Raw genomic sequence first — 15,469 nt, 5'->3', positions numbered from 1 at the left:
CAGAGGGGGAGCAGCGGATGGACTTCGCCGGGAGCGGTGCCCCGGATCCGGATCGGGTACGGGACCCGGCCGAGTTCGTTGCTGCCATGCAGGCGCTCAAGGACCGCTCGGGCCTGACCTACCGGGAGTTGACGTCCCGTGCGGAGGCGGTCGGGGACGTGCTGCCGCGTTCCACCGTCGCCAACATGCTCGGCCGCACCACGCTGCCGCGCGAGGAACTCGTCGCCGCGTTCGTGCGGGCCTGCGGGGCGGGCCCGGGTGAACTCGACGCGTGGCTGCGGCTGCGCAAGGAGCTGACCCGCCGCGAACGGCCGGGGATCGCGGTGTCGGAGGCGACGGACGGGGGACAGGGCGGACAGGCGCCGGCCCTCACGGAGTCCGGACGCGAACCGCGTTCCGGGGACGAGCCGGCGCCCGCCACGGCGGACGGGGTGTCACTCCGACCCGGCACGGCCCCGCGGCCGGACGGGCCGGAACCTGCGCCGTCCGGCGCCCGGCGGCGGCTCCGGCCGCTGCCGGCGGTGGCGGCGGCCGTCGTGATCGCCGCCGCGGTCACCGCGGCCGCGCTGCACTTCGGAGGCGGCACGGAGGCGGACGACGAGCCGCCCGCGGTGAGCGGGCCGGCTCCCGGACCGGTACAGATACGGGCCGTGGACTCCGGGCTCTGTCTCGCGGAGCAGGGCGGGCAGAACGGCCAGCTCTACCAGCAGCCGTGCTCGCCGGACTCCATCCCCAGGTTCTCCCTGAAACGGATCGGGACCGACTGGCGGCTCGAGACGTTCCACACCACCTTCGGCTGGGGCTGCACCGGCGTCCAGGAGAAGTCCACAGAGGCGGGCGCCCCGGTGGAGGACCAGGAGTGCGGCAAGCGCGGCCCGGCGGAGGCCTTCCGCTTGGAACCGGTGGGCAAGCCCGTGCGCGGCTACCGGCTGCGGCCCGTCCACAGCGGCCTGTGTGCCGGGGTGGAGGCGGCCGACAGTGAGAAGAAGGGCGCCGACATCCGTCAGCTCGGCTGCACGGACGACGGCACGGGCCAGCTGTTCTCGTTCGACCCGAGGCCCGGAAGCTCCTGAAGCCCGAAGCACGCGGGCTCCTGAAGCCCGAGGCCCGCGCGCTCCTAGTGCCCGGGGCCGCGCGCCAGCTCCCAGAAGTGGTCCACGATCCGGTCGAGGTACTCACGGCCCGGCTCGCCGGTGTCGTCGGAGGCCGCGCCCCAGCTGAGGGTGGCCACCATCCGGGACTGGTAGTCGGCGTGCAGTTGCTGGAGGACGTCCTGGAGATGGCCGCGTTCCAGCGGCAGCATCTTGCCCACCGGGCGCACGTAAGCCTGCCAGCGCGAGGTCACCGCGCCCCGCAGCAGCTCGGCGAGCTCCTTGTCGCGGCCGGTCGCGGCGAGCAGTTCGCGGGGCGCCAGGCCGAGCGCTCCCGCCAGGGCCGCGGTCTGCCGCTCGTTGCCCCGCCATCTGCCCGACTCCTCCATCCGCAGATAGGCGGAGGCGTCCATGCCGAGGCGCCGGGCCAGCTCGTCGGGCGCGAGACCGCGGGCGATCCGGTGCTCGCGCAGGCTCGTCGCGGTGGAGAGAAGCTCTCCCGGCGAGCACCACAGCACGCCGGCCAGGGCGGTCAGCTCCCGGGTGTCGGGGACGGCGAGCCCTCGTTCCCACGCGGTCACGGTCTCGGGAGTGACCGGCATTCCGTACTGGGCCCGCAGCCCGTACGCCACATGACCCGGCGCCATCCCCAGGGCCTCGCGCAGTCGGCGCGCGGCGGGGGCGTTGAACGGAGGGGAGGGGTTGTGCTGCACGCGCACAACCTAGGGGCGGCGGTCGCCCGCTGACTACGGTGCGTACACCCAAAGCCACAGCTTGTCGAAAGCTCCGACCTGATCACGCGCCCGTACCGTCGGGACGGCCATGGCCGGGCCGGTGGGGAGTGGGTCACCGCGGTTACCGGGCGGTTCCGTGGCGCCGGGAGCGTACCGCGCCGCCGGGCGGGCCGGCCGTGGCGATACGGGCCTGTCCGTCACCCCTTCACCGCCCCGCCCAGGGCGAAGCCGCCGCCCAGCCTGCGGGAGATCAGGATGTACAGCACCAGCACCGGTGCCGAGTACAGCATCGAGAACGCCGCGAGCTGTCCGTAGACGACCGAGCCGTAGTTGCCGAAGAACGTGAAGATCGAGACGGACGCGGGCAGCTGCTCGGGGCTCAGGAGCAGCATGAAAGGGACGAAGAAGTTCCCCCAGAGCATGATGAACGTGTAGATCGTCACCACCGTCACTCCGGGGCCCATGAGGGGCAGCACCACCCGTGTCAGTGTCTGCAGGTTCGACGCCCCGTCCGTCCACGCGGCCTCCTCCAGCACCACCGGGACGCCGTCCATGAAGTTCTTCATCAGCCAGACGGCGAAGGGCAGTTGCGCGGTCGCCAGGAACAGCGCCGTGCCGTACATCGTGTCGATCAGGTCGACCTGCACGAACAGGCCGTACACCGGGACCATGATCGCGGTGATCGGCAGACAGGTCGTGAACAGGATGGTCAGAAGGTACGAGCGGCCCCAGCGCGACCGGTGCCGCGAGAGCGGATAGGCGGCCAGTGCCGCGCACACCACGGAGACCACCGTCGCGCCCCCGCACAGCAGCAGACTGTTGAGCATCGGCGTGTACGTGATCTCGTCGGTGAGCACCGCGTCGAAGTTGCCGGCCGTGACCGACGAGGGGACCCGCAGCCGCAGGTCCGCCTCCGCGTCCACGGAGGCGAGGACCAGCCACAGCAGTGGCACCGCGAACGCCGCCGCGGTCATCAGCAGCGCCGTGTCGGCCGCGAGGCGCGCACGGGTCGCGCGGCGCATCACAGCTCCACCTTCATCAGCCGCAGATAGACGACCGAGAACAGCGAACCCACCAGCAACAGCAGCAGCGCCACCGCCGTGCCGTAGCCGATCAAGGACTTGAGGAACGCCTGGTCGTACATGAACACCGGCAGGGTCTGGCTGCGGTTGCCCGGTCCGCCGCGGGTCATCGCCCAGATCAGGCCGAAGACCGAGAGGGTCGAGAGGGTGTTCAGCATCAGGTTCGTGCCGATGGAGCGCCGGATCATCGGCAGGGTGATGTACAGGACACGGCGCGGGCCGGACGCCCCGTCGACCTCGGCGGCCTCCGTCACCTCCCGCGGGATCTCCGACAGCGCCGCGGAGTAGATGAGCATCGAGAAGGCGGTGCCGCGCCACACATTGGCGAACGACACGGCCAGGATCGGCAGGGTGAACAGCCAGTTCTGCGCCGGCAGATGCAGCCAGTCGAGGATCGCGTTCAGCGTGCCCTCGCGGCGGAAGAAGGTGTAGAGCAGGAACGCCGCCACGATCTCCGGCAGCACCCACGCAGTGATCACCAGGGTTCCCGTGAGGGTACGCACGGGACGGGACGCGGCACGCATCAGACCGGCGAGGGCCAGGCCCAGGGTGTTCTGGCCGACGATCGCGGACACGAAGGTGAAGACGAGGGTCAGCCCGACGGCGTTGCGGAAGTCGTCGTCGGCGAAGGCACGGCGGAAGTTGTCCCATCCGACGAACTCGGACCCTGCCTGGCCCGTCAGCTGGGTGTCGGTGAAGGCGATCCAGACGCAGTAGCCGATCGGGCCGGCGAGGAACAGCAGCAGCAGGATGGTGGCGGGGGTGAGCGGTACCCACCGCCACCATCCCGTTCGGGAGGCGCTCACCGGTCGCTCACTTGGCGACGACGGCGCCGTCGGTGATGGTCTTCAGTTGTTCGTCGTACGCCTTCGCCGCTTCCGCCGCGGAGGCGTCCCCGGTGGTCACCTGTTCCATCGCTTCGCCGATCGCCGTCGAGACCTGCGGATACACGGGCAGCGCCGGCCGGTAGTGCGTGTACTGGACGAGGCCGGTGAAGAACTCGATGCCCGGCATGGACCTCAAGTAACGCGGATCGGCCGCCACATCCTCGCGCACGGCGATCTGCGCGCCGACGACGCACCACTTCGTCGCGTTCTCCCTGGTCTGCAGCGTCTTCACGAACTCGAAGGCGAGGTCGGGGTTCGCGGCCTTCGCCGGGATCGACCAGGCCCAGCCGCCCGACATCGACACCTTGCCCGGCGCCTGGCCGTGCTGGGTGGGCATCGGAGCCTGGCCGAGCTTCTCGCTCCACTCGGGCCACTCCTTGGGGCCCTTGTTGATCCAGTTCTGGCCCATCCACGAGCCGTCGAGCGAGATCGCGAGCTTCCCCTCCGGGAACCATTCGGTGGCGACGCGGGTGCCCACATTGGGGTCGAGCGCGTCGGAGACGTCCGGCCCGAGCTTCTCCTTGTAGACCGTGCCGACGAAGTCGAGGGCGTCCTTGAAGCCCTGCCCTCCGGTCACCCACTTCTTGGCGGAGGGATCGTAGAGCGGGTCCTCGCCCGTGCCGTACAGCAGCATCTCGAAGCCCTGCATGACGGCCGCCTCGCCGGGGCCCTTGCCGGTGTAGACGTTGAACGGGACGACGCCGGGGACCTTCTCCTTGACGGTGCGGGCGGCGTCGAGGATCTCCGCCCAGTTCTTCGGCTGCCAGTCGGCCGGGAGGCCCGCCTTCGCGAAGATCTCCTTGTTGAACCACAGGCCCCGGGTGTCCGTGCCGTCCGGAACGCCGTACGTCTTACCGTCCTCGGCCTTCGCGGCGCTCTTCGCGGTGTCGACGAACCGGTCCCACTGGTCCCAGCCGGCGAGCTGGTCGTCGAGCGGCTTCAAGTATCCGGCCTTGATGTCGGAGTTGATGCGGAAGGTGTCCTCGTAGACCAGGTCCGGCGCGGTCTTCGGGGAACGCATCATCTGCTGGGCCTTGGTGGCGTAGTCGTTGTCCGGGGCCTGGATCGGGACGAGCTTGACCTTCTTGCCCGGATTCTCCTTCTCGAACTGCCGCTTCGCCGCCTCCAGATAGGCGTCCTTGAAGCGGATCTTGTTGTCCGTGGAACGGTTGTAGACGACCTCCACGGTGTCCGGGTCGCCGCCGGACCCGCTGCCGCAGGCGGTGAGGGTCGCCGCGAGGGCGGTGACAGCGATGGTGAGGGCCAGTGGGGCGGTGGGGCGCACGGGCACGACCTCCTCGGAGCCGGGGGCGCCGGGCAGGACTGCGGTGCGCTTGCTGCCGCGAGCGAGCTGCGGGGCGCGTGGGCTGCTGCCCGGTGACCGTATGACCGGTCAGTTGACAAAAGCAATCCCCGTGCAGAACACGCGACTTGACGGCTCAGCGGACGGTGCTGATCCAGCGGTACTGGAGCTCGGGGCGGCCGATCTGCCCGTACTGGGGCGCGCGGTCGGCCCGGCCGGCGGTGACCAGGTGCTCCAGATAGCGGCGTGCGGTGATCCGCGAGATGCCGACGGCCGCGGCCGCCTCCGTGGCGGTGAGCCCTTCCGTCGACTCGCGCAGGGTGCGCGTGACCGCCTCCAGGGTGGGACCGCTGAGGCCCTTGGGGAGGGACGTGGTGACACGGGGCGTGCGCAGGGTCGCGAGCGCCCGGTCCACCTCGTCCTGGCCGCTCGCCTCGCCGGCGGAGGCACGGAACTCCGCGTAACGGGTGAGCCGGTCGCGGAGGGTGGCGAACGTGAACGGCTTGAGGACGTACTGCACGACCCCGAGCGACACACCCTCGCGGACGATCGCCAGATCGCGTGCGGAGGTGACGGCGATGACATCGGCGGAGTGGCCGGCCGCGCGCAGCGACCGTACGAGCGCCAGCCCGTGCCCGTCGGGCAGGTACAGGTCGAGCAGCAGCAGGTCCACGTCGGTGCGTTCCAGGGCGCGCACGGCCTCGGCCCGTGAATGGGCGATCCCGGCGACCTTGAACCCGGCGACGCGTCCCACGTAGAGGGCGTGCGCGTCGGCGGTGACGGGGTCGTCCTCGACCACGAGAACTCTGATCGTCACGCCGGCACCTCCGCGGGATGCAGCGGCAGCCGCACGGTGAACTCCGCGCCGCCGTCCGGGCCCTGGGCCAGCACGATGGTGCCACGGCCGCGGTGCACCGCCTGCTGCACGAGCGCGAGACCGAGGCCGCGGCCCGCGCCGTGGGTGGACCAGCCGCGCCGGAACACCTCGGCGGCGTCGTCCGGGTCGACACCGGCGCCGGTGTCACCGACGCGCAGCAGCAGCTCACCGCCCTCGACCCGCGCGGTCACGGTGACCCGCGCACGTACGGCGCGGGGCGGCGCCGCGTCCGCGCTGTCGAGGGAGACGCTGCCGTCGGGGACGCTGCGTTCGGGAACGCTGTCTTCGGGCGGCGCGGTCCCGGGGTGGGGCGGCGTGCCAGGTGCGTGCGGGCCATGCGCGTCCTCGCCGTGGGCGTCCGCGCCGTGGGCGGGCGGCTCGTCCGCCGTACGGGAGGCGGGCACCGACGGCGCCGGTGCCGGCACGGGCGCGGTGCCGGCGGGGGAGGGCGGATCGGGCACGGCCGGTGCGGCCGACCTCGTGGCCGTTACGGCCGGGGCGGTGGCCGGGGTCGCGTGCAGGGCCTCGTCAGGCGCCCCGTCCGGCTGCTCGTCCGGCTCCTCGTACGGCGCTTCGGGCGAGCGGGGCGCGGGAGCCAAGGGTGGGGCCGCCGCCGGTGCGGCGGCGACGGGACGGGATTGCGTGCCCGTCTCCGACGCCGCGTCGACGGCGTTGTCGATCAGGTTGCCCAGGATCGTCACCAGGTCGCGGGAGGGGAGCGAGCGCGGGATGACGCCGTCGTCGATGCGGCTGTCCTCCGCGAGGACCAGTTCCACGCCGCGCTCGTTGGCCTGCGCCGCCTTGCCGAGCAGCAGGGCCGCCAGCACGGGTTCGCCGACCGCGTCGACGACGCGGTCGGTGAGGGCCTGGGCCAGTTCCAGTTCGGCCGTGGCGAAGACGATCGCCTCGTCCGCCCGGCCGAGTTCGATCAGTGACACGACCGTGTGGAGCCGGTTGGCGGCCTCGTGGGCCTGGGACCGCAGGGCCTGGGTGAAGCCCCGCTCGGAGTCCAGTTCACCGGAGAGGGCCTGGAGCTCGGTGTGGTCGCGCAGGGTGACGACGGTGCCGCGCTGCTCCCCGCCCACCACGGGCCGGCTGTTGACGACGACGACCCGGTCCGCGGAGAGATGGAGCTCGTCCACGCGCGGCTCGGAGGCCAGCAGCGCTCCGGTGAGCGGCCGCGGAAGTCCCAGGTCCGCGACATGGCGGCCCACGGCGTCCTCGCCGAGCCCGAGCAGCTCACGCGCCCCGTCGTTGGCGAGCGCGATCCGCCGGCCGCCGTCGAGCATGACGAGACCTTCGCGCACGGCGTGCAGCGCGGCCTCGTGGTAGTCGTGCATGCGGCCGAGCTCCGCCGCGTTCATCCCGTGGGTGTGCCGCCGCAGCCGGGCGTTGATGACATACGTGCCGGCCCCGCCGAGCACCAGCGCCGCACCCGCCATGGCGAGCAGCGCCGTGACCTGGTCACGCACCTGCTCGGTGATCTCCTCGACGGTGATGCCCGCGCTGACGATGGCGACGACCCGCCCGCCGTCGTACACCGGCGCCACCGTGCGCACCGACAGCCCGAGCGTCCCGACGTACTGCTCGCTGTAGACCCGACCGTCCAGCGCCGGCTCGATGTGGCCGAGATACGTACGTCCGATCCGGTCCGGCTCGGGATGCGTCCAGCGCCGTCCCTGGGGATCCATGATCACGACGAAGTCCATGCCGGCGTCCTTGCGCAGGCCCTCCGCGTACGGCTGGAGGAACGCCGACGGGTCCTTCGACCGTACGGCCTCCGAGACCGAGGGGGAGCGCGCGGCGGCGGCCGCGGTGGCCCGGGACTGCAGGCGCGCGCTCTCCTCCGCCTGCGACCGGTCGGTGAGGTAGGCGAAGAGCGCGCAGCCGGCCACGATCGCGGCGACCAGCACGACCTGCATCGCGAAGAGCTGGGTCGCCAGGCTGCGGGGACGGGGGATGCGCATGCCGCCAGTCTGCCTGGCCGGATTTGTGTGAACGAAACGAACGCAAGGGTGACCGGTGTCACAGCCTGATGGATAGTCGCTGAGATCCATCGGGACGTGGACGAACATTCGAACGAGGAGGCACCCCGTGGCCACTACAGCCGCAGGCAAGCGGGACCGTACCCATTATCTGTATCTGGCAGTCATCGGCGCGGTGGTGCTCGGCATCATCGTCGGTTTCGCCGCCCCCGGGGTCGCCGTCGAGCTCAAGCCCATCGGCACCGGGTTCGTGAACCTCATCAAGATGATGATCTCGCCGGTGATCTTCTGCACGATCGTGCTGGGCATCGGCTCGGTCCGCAAGGCCGCCAAGGTCGGCGCCGTCGGCGGTCTGGCACTCGGCTACTTCCTCGTCATGTCGACCGTCGCCCTCGCCATCGGTCTGCTCGTCGGCAACCTGCTCGACCCGGGTGCCGGCCTGCACCTCACCGACGCCGCCCGTGAGGCCGGCGCCAAGCAGGCCTCCGGAGCGAGCGAGAGCACCGCCGACTTCCTCCTCGGCATCATCCCCACCACGCTGGTCTCCGCCTTCACCGAGGGCGAGGTGCTGCAGACGCTGCTCGTCGCGCTGCTGGCGGGCTTCGCGCTGCAGGCCATGGGGTCGGCCGGCGAGCCGGTGCTGCGCGGCATCGGACACATCCAGCGCCTGGTCTTCCGCATCCTCGCCATGATCATGTGGGCCGCGCCCGTCGGCGCCTTCGGCGCCATCGCCGCGGTCGTCGGCGAGACCGGTCTGGACGCCCTGAAGTCGCTCGCCGTCATCATGATCGGCTTCTACGTCACCTGCGCCGTGTTCGTCTTCGTGGTGCTGGGCCTGCTGCTCCGCCTGGTCGCCGGGGTGAACCTCTTCTCGCTGCTGAAGTACCTGGGCCGCGAGTTCCTGCTGATCCTCTCCACCTCCTCGTCCGAGTCCGCGCTGCCGCGTCTCATCGCGAAGATGGAGCACATGGGCGTGAGCAAGCCGGTGGTCGGCATCACCGTCCCGACCGGCTACTCCTTCAACCTCGACGGCACCGCGATCTACCTGACTATGGCGTCGCTGTTCATCGCCAACGCGACGGGCGCGCCGCTGAGCGCCTCCGAGCAGATCTCCCTGCTGGTCTTCATGATCATCGCTTCGAAGGGCGCGGCGGGTGTCACCGGAGCGGGTCTCGCGACGCTGGCCGGCGGCCTGCAGTCGCACCGGCCCGAGCTGGTCGACGGTGTCGGCCTGATCGTCGGCATCGACCGCTTCATGAGCGAGGCGCGTGCCCTGACGAACTTCGCGGGCAACGCGGTGGCGACGGTCCTGGTCGGCACGTGGACGAAGGAGATCGACAAGGAGCGGGCCGCCCAGGTGCTGGCCGGCAAGGTCCCCTTCGACGAGAAGACCCTCGTCGACGACCACGCGCCGCACGGCGACAGCGGTCCCTCGGAGGTCCCGGCCCCGCGGGACGACGAGCGTGAGCCTGTGAAGGTCTGACTCTCGGACCTTCCTTCCAGGCGTGTGCCGGACCTCTTCCCCCCTTGGGTCCGGCACACGCCGCTTTCCGTTTCCGGCGGGCGTCGTGCGAGCAGGTTCCGGCGGGCGTCGTGCGAGCGGGTTCCGGCCCCCGTCGTAGGACAGGCGTTGCCTTGACGTCGGCGTCAAGGATTACGGTCTCCGACATGCGAATCGGCGAGCTTGCGGAGCGGGCCGGCACCACCACCCGGACCTTGCGCTACTACGAGTCCCGCGGGCTGCTGCCCGCACGGCGCGCGGTGAACGGCTACCGCACGTACGACGAGGGCGACCTGCGGCTGGTCCGGCAGATCCGGACCCTTCAGGACTTCGGGTTCGGCCTCGAGGAGACGAGGCCGTTCGTCGAGTGCCTGCGCGCCGGCCATCCGGCCGGCGACTCCTGCCCCGCCTCGCTCGCCGTCTACCGGGCCAAGCTCGCCGAACTGGACACGCTGATCGGGCAACTGCGGTCGGTGCGGGCTCAGGTCGGTGAGCAGTTGCTGCGGGCAGAGGCGCAGTTGCCCGAGGGCCCGGACCCACAATGCGAATTCGGAGGCTGACGGATGATCCAGGCAGAGGGCGTGGCCGCGGTGACGGACACGGATTTCGACACAGAGGTGCTCGACGCGGACCGTCCGGTTCTCTTGGAGTTCACAGCGGACTGGTGCGGTCCGTGCCGTCAGCTCGCGCCCGTGCTGAGCGCGGTCGCCCGCGAGGAGGCCGGGCGGCTGAAGGTGCTGCAGATCGACGCCGACACCAATCCGGAGACGGTGGTCCGCTACGGGGTGCTGTCGATGCCGACGCTGATGGTCTTCGACGGGGGTGAGCCCGTGAAGTCGATGGTCGGCGCGCGCCCCAAGCGCCGGCTTCTCCAGGAACTGGAGGACGTGCTCGGCCGAGGATGACGGCGCCGACGGTGACAGCGGCAGTGGTGCCTCAGACGAGGCGGCGGATCTCACCCCGCACCCGGTAGAAGCCGCCCTGCGCGGGATGCAGCGCGTCCACGACGTACCGCGCGCCGGCCTCACGTATGTCGCGCGGGAACTGCACGTTCCACGAGGGCTCGAAGCCGTTCGAGACGACGTGGACGCGGAGTTTGCCGCCGGTGCGCACGCACTCGACCACGACGCCCGTGCTCGGCGGCTCGGAGATCGTCGCCACCGCCGACAGCGACACCGGAGGCGTGTAAGTGGGGAGCGCGGCCGCGGACTTCACGTCTCGTGCGACGGGCACCGTGCCGCGCTGGGCGGCGCCGACGGCACTCTCGCCGGCGTCCATGCACACCAGGGAGCCGTCGGTGGTGACCATGTAGAGCTTCTCGTCCCGGTACTGCATCGACAGCGCGGAACCGCCGCCGGTGCCCAGCTTCCACAGGCGGGTGCCGTCGGCGTCGAAGCAGTACACGGACGACGAGGAGTCACCGGCGAAGACGTGACGCCCGTCGGGCGAGGACGCGCACGAGTAGACGGCGGTGTCGCATCGATAGGTCGCCTCGACGGCGCCGGTGTGCTTGCCGATCTTCTGCACCACGTTCCTGGCGGTGCCGGCGTACACAGAGGTGTCCTCCTGCCAGCCGAAGAGCACGCCGCCCTGCGTCGGCGTGTGCCACAGCTCCCTGCCTCCGTCGGGTGCGTACGCCGTGACTCCGCGGCGGTGGCCGTGGTAGACGGCGTGCTCGTCCGCGCGGACCATCCACGCCTGATCGCCGACGGACCGGCGCGACCACTGGTACTCGTCCTCGTGGTCGATGACGGTCAGCCCTCCGTCGGCGGCGGAGACGTTCAGGACGCCCTCCCGGATGTCGAGCCAGAAGATGTCGACGTCCGCGGCGATGTCGTAGGCGGCGAAGGGCAGCTTCGACGACAGGTCGTACACCTTGCCGTCGTCGCAGCCGGCGTAGATCCAGAAGTCGTCCGCCACCAGGCACTTGACGCCGTCCGGCAGCGAGTAGCGGGCGAGCACCTCGCCGGTGTGGCTGAGGGTGTAGACGTCACCCGCCTGGTTGCCCACCCAGCAGCGGTCCTCGTCGATGTGGATGCCGAACGCCGCCGAGCCCGTGCGGAACCGCCAGAGCACCGGCGCGGTCGAACGTGCCGTGGACGGCGCCGACGCGACCTGACGGCGGGTCACCGGGCGTGCCGTGCGCTGCCCTTGGACGGCGGGCGCGTAGCCCTTGCGAACCTTCTCGCCGATCTTCTTCGCCGCGGCGGCCTGTGCCTTCTCGCCGGTGGGGAAGGCGGAGGTCTGGAGCTGGCCGGCAGCGCCGATCCGGCCGCACCGCACCGAGACGACCGTCCCCTCCACGGTGACCTCGTAGAACTTGTGCGCGCCTCCGCCGTCCTGTGACAGCTCCAGGTACGTCGTTGCAGACATGGCAGACCCCTCCCCAGGACCGAACCGGCGGTCCGTGCACCGCCTGCTCCCACTGCCCTGAACGCTACGGCCCACCACTGACAGCCGGGGGGTCCTGCGGAGCGTCGGCGATGCGATAGCCCACCCCGGGCGTCGTCAGGACCACCGGCGGGCCGCCCAGCTTGCGGCGCAACCGGCCGACGGTGACGGTCACCGTGTTCGTGAACGGGTCGGCGTTCTCGTCCCACACCTGTTCCAGGAGGTCCTCGGCGCTCAGGAAGCCCGGAGCGGCGCGGAGCAGCGCCTCCAGGACGGCGAACTCCTTGACGGACAGCTCCAGCGGGCGGCCGTCGCGGACGGCGGTCCGGCGTACCGGGTCGAGTTCGAGGCCGGCGGCGCGCAGCGTGCGGGCGTGGGCCGCCGGCCGGCGGCGGGCCAGGGAACGGATGCGGAGGACCAACTCCGGGAAGTGGAACGGCTTGCCGAGGTAGTCGTCGGCGCCGAGGGCGAGACCGCTGACCCGGTCGCCGGGCGCCCCGGCCGCGGTCAGCATCAGCACCATGGCGCGGTCGTTCCGCTCGGTGATCATCTGGCAGAGCGTGTCGCCGTGGATGCCGGGCAGGTCGCGATCGAGGACCACCACGTCGTACGCGTTCAGGTCGAGCTTGGCGGCTGCCGCCAGACCGTCGTGCGCGACGTCGACGGCCATCCCCTGATCGCGCAGCCCCTCGGCGACGACTTCGGCCAGCGACCGCGCGTCCTCCACGACCAGAACCCTCACCGTGTCACCTCCGGACCGGCCGCCGACGGCAGCGCCGCCGTCACGCTCAGGCCGCCCTCCGGCCGGGCCAGGAGGGTGAGGCGGCCGCCGTGCGCCGTGACGATCGCCGCGACGATCGACAGCCCCAGCCCCGAACTCCCCTCCGGTCCCGTGCGGTCGGCGCCGAGCCGCTCGAACGGCTGCGTCAGCCGGTCCACCCGCTCCTGGTCGAGGACGGGCCCGCCGGTCGTGACGACGAGGCGGGCCTCGGTGTCGTCGTGCTCGGTGGATATCCGGATCCAGCCGCGATCCTGGTTGTGCACGATCGCGTTGTCGACCATGTTCGCCACCGTCCGGGACAGCAGCGCCGCACTGCCCCGCGTCCAGGTGTCCGGCCTCACCTCGTCGTCGACGGTCAGCGTCTTCGCGGTGATGTCGGCGGCCCGGGCGGTCAGTGCCTCCCGCACCAGCCCGCCGAGGGACACGGGGGTCCGATCCACGAGGGTGCCGTGCTGCGCCCGGGCAAGGACCAGGAAGCCGTCCAGGAGGTGGTCCACCCGGTCGAGTTCGGTGCGCAACCGGCCGGCGAGTGCGACGGTCTGCGCCGCGGGCTCCGGTTTGGCGACGGCCACGTCCAGCGACGCCCGCATCGTCGCCAGCGGCGTACGCAGTTCGTGCGAGGCATTGCCGACGAACCTGCGCTGCGCGGCGAACGAGGCTTCGAGGCGTTCCAGCAGGCCGTCGACCGTGTCGGCCAGCTCCTTGACCTCGTCGGCAGGGCCGGCCACTGCGAGCCGCTGATGCAGGTTCTCCGCGGAGATGCGCCGTGTCGCCGCGGTGATCAGCCGGAGCGGCCGCAGGACCCGCCCGGCGAGGACCCGGCCGAGCAGGAGCGAGACGCCCACCATCACCACCAGCGCGATGAGCGAGCCGGCCAGCAGCTGGTGGTCCTGCTGCCCCTGCATGTCCGAGAGTTGTCCCTCCAGGTCCCGGATCCGCCGCTCGGCGGCACCGGGACCGGCCGGGCCGGCCGGGGGCTGCTCGGGAGCGGCGGTGGTCAGGCGGCTGCCGGACATCAGATAGGTCAGGGCGAGCAGCGCGGTTCCGGACCCGAGGAACCCCGCCGCGTACAAGATCGTGAAGCGCCGTACGACGGTCCCGCTCCGCAGCTTGCCCATGGTCCTCTCCCCGCTCGTCCGGCCGGACCAAGGATGCCCCGCCGCACCTAACAGTGATGTGACAGAGGCGGTTCGGACGGTGTCACGGCCGGATCCGTAGAACCGGACCATGCTTACGACCAACGAACTTCTACGGCGGGAATGGACCGGATTCCGACGCCCGGGCCGGCTGATCGCGATGGCGCTCGCGGCTCTGGTCGTCGTCGCCCTCGGTCTGCTCCACGCGTTCGGCAACCGCGCGTCCTGCGACGGCCCGTGCCCCGCAGAACCGACCGGACCGGACGGCTCCCTCGTCAGCGACCAGTTCTACTTCCTGCATCGTGATCTGGGCGAGAACGGCAGCATCACGGTCCGGATGACGTCCATGACGGGCACCATCACCTATCCACCGCCGGACCATGACCGGATCGTCCCGGGCCTGGTGCCGTGGGCCAAGGCCGGGATCATCATCAAGGACGGTGTCCGCCAGGGGTCCTCCTACGCGGCGCTCATGCTCACCGGCAGCCACGGTGTGCGGATGCAGTACGACTACCGCCACGACATCGCCGGCAGCGGCGGCGGGGTCTCGGCCGGGGCGCCGCGCTGGCTGCGGCTGACGCGGTCGGGCGAGACCGTCACGGGCCACGAGTCCACCGACGGCGAGCGGTGGACGAAGGTCGGCACGGCGAAGCTGTCCGGGCTGTCCGGGACCGTCCAGGTCGGGCTGTTCGCCACCTCCCCCGGCGACCTGACGCTGCGTCGTGTCGGCCTGGGCGGCGCCACGGAACAGGTGCGCTTCACGCAGGCGGGCGGTGTCTTCGACAACGTCGGCCTCAAGGGCGCCGTCTCCGGCGGGGATTGGCGGGGCCAGGCGGTCGGCGAGATGAACCGGACCGACTGGGAGAAGTACCACAAGGCCTCCGGGGCCGTGGTGGAGGGCGGCACGATCACCGTCACCGGCATCGGGGACATCGGGCCGTCAGGTACGGAGGGCGGCGCACGCCCGGTGGAGAGTGTGCTCGGCGGCCTGGGGGCAGGGCTGCTCATCGTGCTCGTGGTCGCGGTGCGGTTCATCACCTCCGCGTACCGCCGCGAGGCCGCGGGCGGCGCTCCGGTCACCCGCCGGGTGCTCGCGGCGAAGACGGTCGTCGTCGGAGCCGTCACGTTCGTGACCGGTCTTCTCGCCGTGGGCGTCGTGATCCCGGCCGGCACGGCGGTCCTGAAGGGGAACGGGATCTCCGTCGTCGGGGTGTCCGCGTTCACCGGTGTGCGGGTGGCCGTCGGTACGGCCGCCGTGCTCGCCCTCGCCGCGGTGCTCGCGCTCGCGCTCGGCGCCCTGCTGAGGCGCGCCCGGCCCGCGATCCTCGTCGCCGTTCTGGCGATCGCGGTCCCGTACGTCGTGACCTCCTTCCCATTGCTGGCCGACGGCCTGTCGCAGTGGCTGCTGCGGGTCACTCCGGCCGCCGGCTTCGCCGTCCGGCAGACCCTCGTCGAACATCCGCAGGTCGTCGCCCACTACGCGCCCTCCACCGGGTACTTCCCGCTTCCGTGGTGGGCCGGGACCGCTGTGCTGGGCACGTACACGGTGTTGCTTCTGGGACTCGCCCTGAGCCGCCTGCCGCGGGGCGACGATCGGCCCGGACAGCCGGACCCGAGGTGACCTTCGGCGGCGCGGGGGCTCGCGAGTCCCCGCGCCGCCGAAGGGTCCCGAGCCCGGCACGCACCAGTACCCGGCCGCTC

At 71.5% G+C, this 15,469-nt stretch carries 14 protein-coding genes; 5 read left to right on the top strand and 9 right to left on the bottom strand.

Annotated features, from left to right (window positions below):
- The first annotated feature begins 17 nt into the window (after positions 1–17).
- A complete protein-coding gene (locus ACTMTU_RS27330; protein WP_441266108.1) occupies positions 18–1,073 on the top strand; it encodes a helix-turn-helix domain-containing protein in 1,056 nt (351 codons plus the stop codon).
- A gap of 44 nt (positions 1,074–1,117) precedes the next feature.
- Here the strand turns inward: ACTMTU_RS27330 and ACTMTU_RS27325 are convergent, their stop codons facing one another.
- From ACTMTU_RS27325 to ACTMTU_RS27300, 6 genes are all read right to left on the bottom strand, one after another.
- Entirely contained in the window at positions 1,118–1,738 is a 621-nt protein-coding gene (locus tag ACTMTU_RS27325) for a helix-turn-helix domain-containing protein (RefSeq protein ID WP_441266156.1), read from the bottom strand.
- A 284-nt stretch (positions 1,739–2,022) separates the two neighbouring features.
- The gene (locus ACTMTU_RS27320; protein ID WP_441266107.1) at positions 2,023–2,847 is read right to left on the bottom strand and encodes a carbohydrate ABC transporter permease; all 825 of its coding nucleotides are present in this window, start codon (positions 2,845–2,847) and stop codon (positions 2,023–2,025) included.
- The gene (locus ACTMTU_RS27315; RefSeq protein WP_441266106.1) at positions 2,847–3,713 is read right to left on the bottom strand and encodes a carbohydrate ABC transporter permease; all 867 of its coding nucleotides are present in this window, start codon (positions 3,711–3,713) and stop codon (positions 2,847–2,849) included. The genes ACTMTU_RS27320 and ACTMTU_RS27315 overlap by 1 nt, the downstream gene beginning before the upstream one ends.
- Positions 3,714–3,720: 7 nt before the next feature.
- The gene (locus ACTMTU_RS27310) at positions 3,721–5,079 is read right to left on the bottom strand and encodes an ABC transporter substrate-binding protein (RefSeq protein ID WP_441266105.1); all 1,359 of its coding nucleotides are present in this window, start codon (positions 5,077–5,079) and stop codon (positions 3,721–3,723) included.
- Between the two features lie 154 nt (positions 5,080–5,233).
- Positions 5,234–5,914, bottom strand: a complete 681-nt coding sequence (locus ACTMTU_RS27305) for a response regulator (protein WP_441266104.1) — start codon at positions 5,912–5,914, stop codon at positions 5,234–5,236.
- On the bottom strand, positions 5,911–7,941 hold the full coding sequence (locus tag ACTMTU_RS27300) for an ATP-binding protein (protein WP_441266103.1): 2,031 nt from the start codon (positions 7,939–7,941) through the stop codon (positions 5,911–5,913). Before ACTMTU_RS27300 ends, ACTMTU_RS27305 begins: the two co-directional genes overlap by 4 nt.
- 127 nt (positions 7,942–8,068) lie before the next feature.
- Here ACTMTU_RS27300 and ACTMTU_RS27295 point away from each other — a divergent pair, with 127 nt between their 5' ends.
- The 3 genes from ACTMTU_RS27295 to trxA all read left to right on the top strand — a co-directional run bounded on the left by ACTMTU_RS27295 (position 8,069) and on the right by trxA (position 10,365).
- The gene (locus tag ACTMTU_RS27295) at positions 8,069–9,442 is read left to right on the top strand and encodes a cation:dicarboxylate symporter family transporter (protein ID WP_441266102.1); all 1,374 of its coding nucleotides are present in this window, start codon (positions 8,069–8,071) and stop codon (positions 9,440–9,442) included.
- A 185-nt stretch (positions 9,443–9,627) separates the two neighbouring features.
- Positions 9,628–10,020, top strand: coding sequence for a MerR family transcriptional regulator (locus ACTMTU_RS27290; RefSeq protein WP_441266101.1), 393 nt, complete (start codon positions 9,628–9,630; stop codon positions 10,018–10,020).
- 3 nt (positions 10,021–10,023) lie between these two features.
- The gene (trxA, locus tag ACTMTU_RS27285) at positions 10,024–10,365 is read left to right on the top strand and encodes a thioredoxin (protein WP_441266100.1); all 342 of its coding nucleotides are present in this window, start codon (positions 10,024–10,026) and stop codon (positions 10,363–10,365) included.
- 31 nt (positions 10,366–10,396) lie between these two features.
- Here trxA and ACTMTU_RS27280 read toward each other — a convergent pair whose 3' ends face one another.
- The 3 genes from ACTMTU_RS27280 to ACTMTU_RS27270 form a co-directional block, all read right to left on the bottom strand.
- Positions 10,397–11,833 (bottom strand): WGR domain-containing protein, encoded by a 1,437-nt coding sequence (locus ACTMTU_RS27280; RefSeq protein WP_441266099.1) that lies wholly within the window; start codon positions 11,831–11,833, stop codon positions 10,397–10,399.
- Positions 11,834–11,897: 64 nt separating this feature from the next.
- Positions 11,898–12,593, bottom strand: a complete 696-nt coding sequence (locus ACTMTU_RS27275; protein WP_441266098.1) for a response regulator transcription factor — start codon at positions 12,591–12,593, stop codon at positions 11,898–11,900.
- Positions 12,590–13,750, bottom strand: coding sequence for a sensor histidine kinase (locus ACTMTU_RS27270; protein ID WP_441266097.1), 1,161 nt, complete (start codon positions 13,748–13,750; stop codon positions 12,590–12,592). The genes ACTMTU_RS27275 and ACTMTU_RS27270 overlap by 4 nt, the downstream gene beginning before the upstream one ends.
- A 109-nt stretch (positions 13,751–13,859) precedes the next feature.
- Here ACTMTU_RS27270 and ACTMTU_RS27265 point away from each other — a divergent pair, with 109 nt between their 5' ends.
- Positions 13,860–15,389 carry a hypothetical protein gene (locus ACTMTU_RS27265; RefSeq protein ID WP_441266096.1) on the top strand — a complete coding sequence of 510 codons (1,530 nt, stop codon included), beginning with the start codon at positions 13,860–13,862 and terminating at the stop codon, positions 15,387–15,389.
- The last annotated feature ends 80 nt before the right edge of the window (positions 15,390–15,469 follow it).

It is taken from the genome of Streptomyces sp. OZ13, from assembly GCF_052068155.1.
Lineage (GTDB): Bacteria > Actinomycetota > Actinomycetes > Streptomycetales > Streptomycetaceae > Streptomyces.
Note: the sequence above shows the minus strand (reverse complement) of the source record. Positions and strands in the feature narration are given on the sequence as shown.

Coding starts and splice junctions, on each gene's coding strand:
- ACTMTU_RS27300 (WP_441266103.1), bottom strand. CDS start 7,941: ATGCGCATCCCCCGTCCCCGCAGCCTGGCGACCCAGCTCTTCGCGATG.
- trxA (WP_441266100.1), top strand. CDS start 10,024: ATGATCCAGGCAGAGGGCGTGGCCGCGGTGACGGACACGGATTTCGAC.
- ACTMTU_RS27270 (WP_441266097.1), bottom strand. CDS start 13,750: ATGGGCAAGCTGCGGAGCGGGACCGTCGTACGGCGCTTCACGATCTTG.
- ACTMTU_RS27290 (WP_441266101.1), top strand. CDS start 9,628: ATGCGAATCGGCGAGCTTGCGGAGCGGGCCGGCACCACCACCCGGACC.
- ACTMTU_RS27325 (WP_441266156.1), bottom strand. CDS start 1,738: ATGGCGCCGGGTCATGTGGCGTACGGGCTGCGGGCCCAGTACGGAATG.
- ACTMTU_RS27265 (WP_441266096.1), top strand. CDS start 13,860: ATGCTTACGACCAACGAACTTCTACGGCGGGAATGGACCGGATTCCGA.
- ACTMTU_RS27320 (WP_441266107.1), bottom strand. CDS start 2,847: ATGCGCCGCGCGACCCGTGCGCGCCTCGCGGCCGACACGGCGCTGCTG.
- ACTMTU_RS27330 (WP_441266108.1), top strand. CDS start 18: ATGGACTTCGCCGGGAGCGGTGCCCCGGATCCGGATCGGGTACGGGAC.
- ACTMTU_RS27280 (WP_441266099.1), bottom strand. CDS start 11,833: ATGTCTGCAACGACGTACCTGGAGCTGTCACAGGACGGCGGAGGCGCG.